Source organism: Methylobacterium indicum (assembly GCF_001043895.1).
Classification (GTDB): domain Bacteria; phylum Pseudomonadota; class Alphaproteobacteria; order Rhizobiales; family Beijerinckiaceae; genus Methylobacterium; species Methylobacterium indicum.
The window spans coordinates 1-6,681 of the sequence record NZ_JTHF01000163.1 but is presented as its reverse complement, the minus strand read 5'-3'; the positions used below and the strand labels follow the sequence as shown (position 1 = coordinate 6,681).

Here is a 6,681-nt window from a genome sequence, read left to right as displayed (position 1 = left end):
ATCGCCGACGCGGTGGCGGCGGAGATCGCCGACGGAACGCTGCGCCCGGGCGACCGGCTGCCGCCGCAACGCGACTTCGCCTATGCCCGCGGCATCGCCGTCTCGACGGCGAGCCGGGTCTACGCCGAGCTGGCGCGACGCGGCCTCGTCCTCGGCGAGGTCGGGCGCGGCACCTACATCCGCTCCGACCTCGGCGCGCCCGAGCCGATCCGGCCGGAGCCGCCGCCGGCCGCCCTCGACCTCCAGCGCACGATGTCCCGCCTGCCCGAGCAGGAGGCCCTGCTCGCCGAGACCCTGGCGGGGCTCGGGCGCGGCGCGACCGATGCGGCGCTGACCCAGTACGGTCCGGCCGGCACGCCGCAGGCGCGGGGCGTCGCCGCCCGCTTCCTGGCGCACGAGGGCTTCGTGCCCGATCCGGCAGGCCTCCTGTTCACCGGCAACGGGCGCCAGGCGCTGGCCGCCGCCCTGGCGACGCTCGCCCCGCCGGGGGAGCGCATCGGCTGCGAGCCGCTGACCTATCCGGTGGTCAAGGGCATCGCGGCGCGGCTCGGCATCGCCCTCGTGCCGCTCCCCCTCGACGGCGAGGGCGTGCGGCCGGAGGCCATCCTCCAGGCGCACCGCGCCGCGCCGCTGAGCGGGCTCTACCTGCAACCGACGCTGCAGAACCCGCTCGGGCTGACGATGGGCCCCGGGCGCCGGGCCGAGATCGCCGCGGTCCTGGCGCAGACGGGGCTCACCCTCGTGGAGGACGCCGTCTACGGCTTCCTGCGCGAGACGACTTCCATCGCCGCCCTGGCGCCCGAGCGCACCATCCTGGTCGACAGCCTGTCGAAGCGCGTCATGCCGGGCCTGACCGTCGGGATGATCGTGAGCCCGCCCGAGATGGCGGATCGCCTCGCGGCCTCGGTGCGCCAGGGCGGCTGGAGCGCGATGGGGCTCGCGCTCGCCGCCGGCACGCGCTGGATGGAGGACGGGTCGGCCGCCCGGCTCGCCCGCGCCAAGCGGATCGACGCGGCCGAGCGGCAGGCGATCGCCCGGACCTGCCTCGCCGGCCTGCCGGTGACGGGCGACGCGGCGGCCTACCACCTTTGGCTCGCCCTGCCGGAGACCTGGCGGGCCGAGGCCTACGCCGCGGCCGCCCTGCGCCGGGGCATCGCGCTCATCCCGGCCTCCTCCTTCGCGGTCAGCCCGGGCCATGCCCCGAACGCCGTCCGGCTCGCCCTCGCGGCGCCGGCACGGGCCGATCTCGCGCGGGCCCTCGATTCCTTGCGCCGCCTCGCCCTCGCGGGGGACGATCAGGTCGTCGAGTAGGCGCGGGCCTTCCCGGCCGCCGGGCCCGTCCGCCGCCGGCCCGCCGTCACTGCGACAGGCGGACCGGCTGGTCCTTCGCCGGGCCGACGCCCGACGGCACCGGCACGGCCGAGGAGGTGTAGTTGGCGTTGATCATCAGGTTGGCGCTGCCGAAGGTGCGGATCGAGCGCGCCACCACGACCGTCCAGGGCGACTGGTCGGCGATCCGATTGCCGTATCCGCTCACCGTGAGGCTGGCATTCGGCAGGTAGATCGTGCCGACGATCTTGCGGGCGTTGTTGGTCGAGATCCCGAAGTCGCCGAAGTAGCTGCGGTCGGTGATCAAGGCGAAGCCCGCATAGGGTCCGCTCTTGCGGCCCTCGATCTCGAGCTTGGCCATGCCGATGACCTGGGCCGACAGCAGGCCCTTGAAGATCAGCACGACGTCGGTGCCGGTGATGGTGGATTGCCCGAGGAGGTTGAGGATCGGGCCGACGAAATAGTGCTCGCCGGGCCGGAGCACGATGGTCGTCATCCCCAGCAGGGTCAGCTCGCCGCAATGGACGCCGGGATTGAGGTAGGTGGTGCCGCTGCCGATGTTGAGCGTGAGCACGTCGTCGCATACGAGCGGCACGTCGATGCGCATCTTGGCGAAGGGATCCGCCATCGTCGGCGCGTCGGTGACCGGGACCGGGCGCACCGGGCCGGTGGCGCTGCCCGACGCCCGCACCTCGCCCGCCCACAGGGCCGTGGCCGCCCCCGCCGCCAGGTTGGCGTTGCTCTGGACGAGGCAGTCGTTGGCGGTGATCGCCGAGTTGTCGCTCAGGCCGACGGCGACCGGCGCGCCGAGGCCGACGGAGTCTTGGGAGCCCAGCACGCAGAGCGGCTTCCGCGCGGTGCGGATCGCCGTCGCCTTGGCCTCGATGGTCCAGCCGCCCGGCGGCAGCATGTTGCGGAAGAACGAGGCCCGGTGCCCGGTCTGCAGCACCGTCACGGTGCGGGCGGCGGTATCGACGGTCGCGCTCGACGTGATCGTCCAGCGCAGGCGCAAGGGAGCGGCCATCCCGTCCGCGGCGAGGCGGACCCGCTCCGCCGTGGCGGAGGATTGGTCGACGCCGAACTCGCCCGCGCCCTGGATCGCCGCGGCATCGACGTAGCTCTGCAGCTTCGACTTCGCCAGCATCACCTCCGAGACCTCGGCGACGCCGACCGCCGCCATCGCCAGGATCGGCAGCAGCAGCCCCAGCACGACGATCACCGAGCCGCGCCGGCAGCGCCGGAAGCGGACGAAGAGGGACGGGGCGGGATTCGGGCGGAACGTCATCGTGCGGCAGGCGGCTACTCAAGTTGTAGAAGAAAGACACTGCTATCGACAGTTGTCTCCCGGCTTCCACAACGTCAGCTTCGCCCATCTCTGCCGGTCGAGTCCGAACAAAAGCCTAACGCCTTCGCCCGCTCGTGGTCTTACGAGGTTACGTGTATTCCGCCCTGTGCCCGGTATTGGTGGATCCGGCGCGGCGATGCGGGGCCGCGCCGGGTTCGTTCGCCTCAGGCGGTCACGTCGTGCTCGATCGCCCCGAAGATCGAGTGCCCGCCGGTATCCTTCATCTCGACCCGCATGCGGTCGCCCGCCGTCAGGTAGGGCGTCCGGGCCCAGCCGCCGGTCAGGACCTCGGCGGCACGGGCTTCGGCCAGGCAGGCATAGCCCGCCCCGCCCTCGGCCGTGGCCCGGCCCGGCCCGCCGTCGATGCCGCGGTTCGAGACCGGACCGGCGCTGATCAGCGTGCCGGCGCCGAGGGCGTGGTGACGCGCCGCCTCCGCCACCAGACCGACGAGGCCTTGAGCGACGAGGCCTTGAGCGACCAGGCCCTGGGTCATGTCGGCGCCCGCGTCCGGGCAGCCGAGCGCCTTGCCGTTGCGGCTGACGAGGAGCGGGCGGTGCAGCGTACCGTCGCGCCAGGCGCCCTCCAGCTCGTCGGGCGTCACCGCCACGGGGGCGAGACTGGCGGCGAGCGCCGGTGCCTCGGCGCCGTCGAGGTCGAGTCCATCGGGCCGCAGGCGGTCGTGGCGGATCACCTCCGCCACCAGCGTCACCAGCCGGATCGCGCCCTCGGCCTTGGCCATCCCGGCGCCCCGGGCGAGGTCGCCGGTGATCACCGCGAGGCCCGCCGACAGGTCGAGGGAGGCGGCGGGATCGTCGGCGGCGAGCGGCTCGCGGGGGCCCAGGAACCCGTCCGAGGGGGCGTGGCGCAGGCGGCCCGCCTCGCTCCCCGCCGCCTCGGCGCCGGCGGCTTGGCGCAGCAGGGCCGGGTAGCCCGGCCAGGCGGCGGCGTGCCGGCGGGCATAGGCGCGGGGCAGGGGAGCGGCGCAATCGTGCTCGTGGAAGCGGAACGAGGGCACCGAGCCGTGCTCGAGCTGCTCGGCCAGGGCCGCGAGGGCCGGGGCATAGCGCTCCCAGTCGTCGAGGGCCCGCTGGAGCGTCGGTACCACGATGAAGGCGTCGGTGGCGCGAGTCAGGTCGCGCGAGACAACGACGAGGCGGCCGTCGCGGCCGTGCTTGAGGCTGGCGAGCTTCATTCGGCGTCCCTCCTGTCGCCCGCTGTTGCGGGCGTCCGAGCCTGCCGAGACGGCAGGCCCGCGGCCCGGTTCGTCGGGCGCGGCGTTCCATCATGGACCGCCCCGGCCGCGGAGGCTACGGCCGGGGAGGGGTTCCCTTCCGTCAGATCGTCCCGTGGACGAGGCCGTGGATGAAGCCGAGCTTGGCGATGACCGGCGGCGCCAGCACGAAGGGGTAGAGGTCGCCCTGGCCCATCGCCCGGTTGACGCTGTTCAACGCGAACACGAAGGGCAGCCAGGCGGCCACGATCTGCTCGATGCCCTGCGCCTCGTAGGGGTCGAAGTCGATCCGCGCCGCGAGCTCGCCGCCCGCGTCGAGGAGCGGGTGGACCTGCATCCCGAAGGCGCTCGCCATCTCCAGCGTGTCGACGATGTGCAGGTAATGCGCCCAGGTCTCGGCGAAATCCTCCCACGGATGGGTGGTGGCGTAGGCCGAGACGTGGGTCTCCTGCCAGTTGGCCGGCGTACCCTGCTCGTAGTGGCGCTGGAGCGCCGCGTTGTAGTCCTGCGAATCGTCGCCGAACACCGCCCGGCAGGCCTCCAGCCTCCCGGCATCGCGCACCAGAAGGTCCCAGTAATGGTGCCCGACCTCGTGGCGGAAATGCCCGAGCAGGGTGCGGTAGGGCTCGCCCATCTCGCGCCGGCGCTTCTCGCGCTCGGCGTCGTCGGCCTCGACGAGCGCGATGGTGATGACGCCGTTGTCGTGACCGGTCATCACCTTCGGGCCCTGATTCTCCGGCGGGTCGGCCAGGAAGTGGAAGATCAGGCCGTGCTCGGGATCCTCGGCCCGGGTCTTCAGCGGCAGGTTCCAGCGCAGGAGGCTATAGAAGAGCCGGTGCTTGGCGAACTCCATCTCGCGCCACTTGGCGAGGTATTCGGGGTTCGAGACGTCGGGAATCGTGCCGTTGTGGCGGCAGGCGAGGCAGAAGGCGTCGCCGGAGCCCGGCGGCACCAGCCAGTTGCAGGCATCGTGCACCGCGTTGGCGCAGAACCGGCTCGGCCGGTCCGGCACCGCGAGCGGGCTCCAGTCCTCGCCCCCGGCCGGCGCGAGCGCGGAGAGCGTGCGGGTCTCGGGCAGGTAGGCGAGGGTGTGGCCGCAGCGCTGGCAGGCCCGGTTCTCGAAATACAGGATATTGCCGCAGGACTGGCACTGGAACAGTTTCATCGGGCTCTCCACCGGGCGCGACCGCCCGCCGCACGGTGCAACGAACGTGCTAGGGGTGCGGGGGTTGCGATGCTGCCTTGTCCGGCGCCTCGATGTCGTGGTCCGGCCGGCCACTTCGGTGTCCGTGAGCTACGCGGCCTGTCGAAGGACGCCTGCCATGTCCTCCAGATCCTCGATCAACCCGGCGAGGTCCGTGGGCGAGATCGCGACGCCCAGACCACCATGCACGATCTCGTTCCGGACCCGCGCCAGCGACCTCAGGCGGCGAGCATCGTCGTCGTCGAGGTAACCTTCTTGAACCAGGACCTGAACGGCCTGAATCGGCGAGAGAGGCTTGGCCGGGCCGATGCCGTGCCGGTCCACGACCAGGCGGGCGATGGCCTCCAAGGTGGCCCATCCCATCACCAGCGCCGCACGTCCGTGGCCGGTCTCGTCCAGGGCACGAACCTCGGTGATGCTCGACGCGATCTCCTCGACGGTCGACGGAGGGGTCGACGGGTCGGGCGGATCGGACGTGTTCGCGTAGAACACGCGAAAGGACCATCCGGGTTGTTCGGACACCCTCTGGGCAATCTCGGCCAGCCGCGCGTTGCGGGCGAGGCTGCTTCGCGTCGTGATCGCAATCATCACTCCGCCCTCGGGCGTGATCATCATGGCGTCGGGTTCGTAATCCTCCGCGAAGTCGGGGACCGCCGCCTTCGGCGGTGGCGCATGGAACGTCCAGCCGCGACGCTCCGCGTCCTTCCGCAGGCTGTCCAGCAGGCGGCGCGTCTGATGCGCGAGATCGTCGTCGGACGACACTTGGACGGTCATGGCACTCGCCTCCAACCGGTACCGTCATCGACCATCACATAGAGAACCGGGCGGTTCGCGGCGGCGGCCCGCTGAAGCGTGTCCGTGAGAGATCCGAACTCCACATACACGTCCGGCTCGAATTTCTGCACGATCACCCTTTCAACCACCTGATCGTCTGGATAGACGATGCCCCACATCCCATCGAGGATGGGCTTCACGATGTTGTCGATGTCGCCCTGCATGGGTTCGGGCGGAAAGTAGAAGATCGTCACGGACAAGGGTCGTCTGTCCAGAAAAGTAAATTCCCGGCTTGATGCGATCCGGTCTCTTGCAGCCTCGCCGATCGTCGACTTCCAGGCTTCTCTCGCCTTGCTGGAGGCCTGAAGCGAACGAGGTGTCCGCTGGATCACGAACTCGAGCGGGAAGGGAACGGCAAGATCATCGTCCAAGTCGTCCCTTCGCGGGTCGTCCATTCGGCAGCCGAACCGTGCATGAGCGATCGGACGTGTCTGCGTCCCGGGCTCAGCCTATCATCGCCCGCAGGGCAGGTCACCGGGAAGCCAGGCTCATGGCGGACACCCATGCCCCCCACGCCCTCACACCCCATCGGCGAAATCCCCTATCACCGGAGGCGCGAACACGAACCGGGCCGCCAGATGCCCGCGCGATGAGGAGATGCCGATGGCGATGAACGGGGCCGAGAGCCTGGTGCGCACCCTGGTGGCGGGGGGCGTCGAGGTCTGCTTCACCAATCCGGGCACCTCGGAGATGCACTTCGTCGCCGCCCTCGACCGGGTCGAGGGGATGCGGGCGGT

At 71.3% G+C, this 6,681-nt stretch carries 7 protein-coding genes; 2 read left to right on the top strand and 5 right to left on the bottom strand.

Annotated elements, in window-relative coordinates:
- The coding region (locus QR78_RS19370; RefSeq protein ID WP_048429206.1) for an aminotransferase-like domain-containing protein at window positions 1-1,311 on the top strand (1,311 nt) is incomplete at its 5' end.
- Between the two features lie 46 nt (window positions 1,312-1,357).
- Here the strand turns inward: QR78_RS19370 and QR78_RS19365 are convergent.
- From QR78_RS19365 to QR78_RS19345, 5 genes are all read right to left on the bottom strand, one after another.
- Window positions 1,358-2,614, bottom strand: coding sequence for a pilus assembly protein TadG-related protein (locus QR78_RS19365; RefSeq protein ID WP_048429205.1), 1,257 nt, complete (start codon window positions 2,612-2,614; stop codon window positions 1,358-1,360).
- Between the two features lie 224 nt (window positions 2,615-2,838).
- Complete coding sequence (locus QR78_RS19360) at window positions 2,839-3,867, bottom strand: fumarylacetoacetate hydrolase family protein (RefSeq protein WP_048429204.1); 1,029 nt, start codon at window positions 3,865-3,867, stop codon at window positions 2,839-2,841.
- Window positions 3,868-4,009: 142 nt separating this feature from the next.
- The gene (locus tag QR78_RS19355) at window positions 4,010-5,071 is read right to left on the bottom strand and encodes a zinc-binding metallopeptidase family protein (protein WP_048429203.1); all 1,062 of its coding nucleotides are present in this window, start codon (window positions 5,069-5,071) and stop codon (window positions 4,010-4,012) included.
- Between the two features lie 129 nt (window positions 5,072-5,200).
- Window positions 5,201-5,884, bottom strand: coding sequence for a hypothetical protein (locus tag QR78_RS19350; RefSeq protein WP_048429202.1), 684 nt, complete (start codon window positions 5,882-5,884; stop codon window positions 5,201-5,203).
- Complete coding sequence (locus QR78_RS19345; protein WP_202972693.1) at window positions 5,881-6,315, bottom strand: RusA family crossover junction endodeoxyribonuclease; 435 nt, start codon at window positions 6,313-6,315, stop codon at window positions 5,881-5,883. The genes QR78_RS19350 and QR78_RS19345 overlap by 4 nt, the downstream gene beginning before the upstream one ends.
- A gap of 238 nt (window positions 6,316-6,553) precedes the next feature.
- Here QR78_RS19345 and QR78_RS33000 point away from each other — a divergent pair.
- The coding region (locus tag QR78_RS33000; protein ID WP_141657946.1) for a thiamine pyrophosphate-binding protein at window positions 6,554-6,681 on the top strand (128 nt) is incomplete at its 3' end.

What these genes read in the sequence shown, in the direction of transcription:
- QR78_RS19360 (WP_048429204.1), bottom strand. Translation starts at nt 3,867, where the DNA reads ATGAAGCTCGCCAGCCTCAAGCACGGCCGCGACGGCCGCCTCGTCGTT.
- QR78_RS19355 (WP_048429203.1), bottom strand. Translation starts at nt 5,071, where the DNA reads ATGAAACTGTTCCAGTGCCAGTCCTGCGGCAATATCCTGTATTTCGAG.
- QR78_RS19365 (WP_048429205.1), bottom strand. Translation starts at nt 2,614, where the DNA reads ATGACGTTCCGCCCGAATCCCGCCCCGTCCCTCTTCGTCCGCTTCCGG.
- QR78_RS19350 (WP_048429202.1), bottom strand. Translation starts at nt 5,884, where the DNA reads ATGACCGTCCAAGTGTCGTCCGACGACGATCTCGCGCATCAGACGCGC.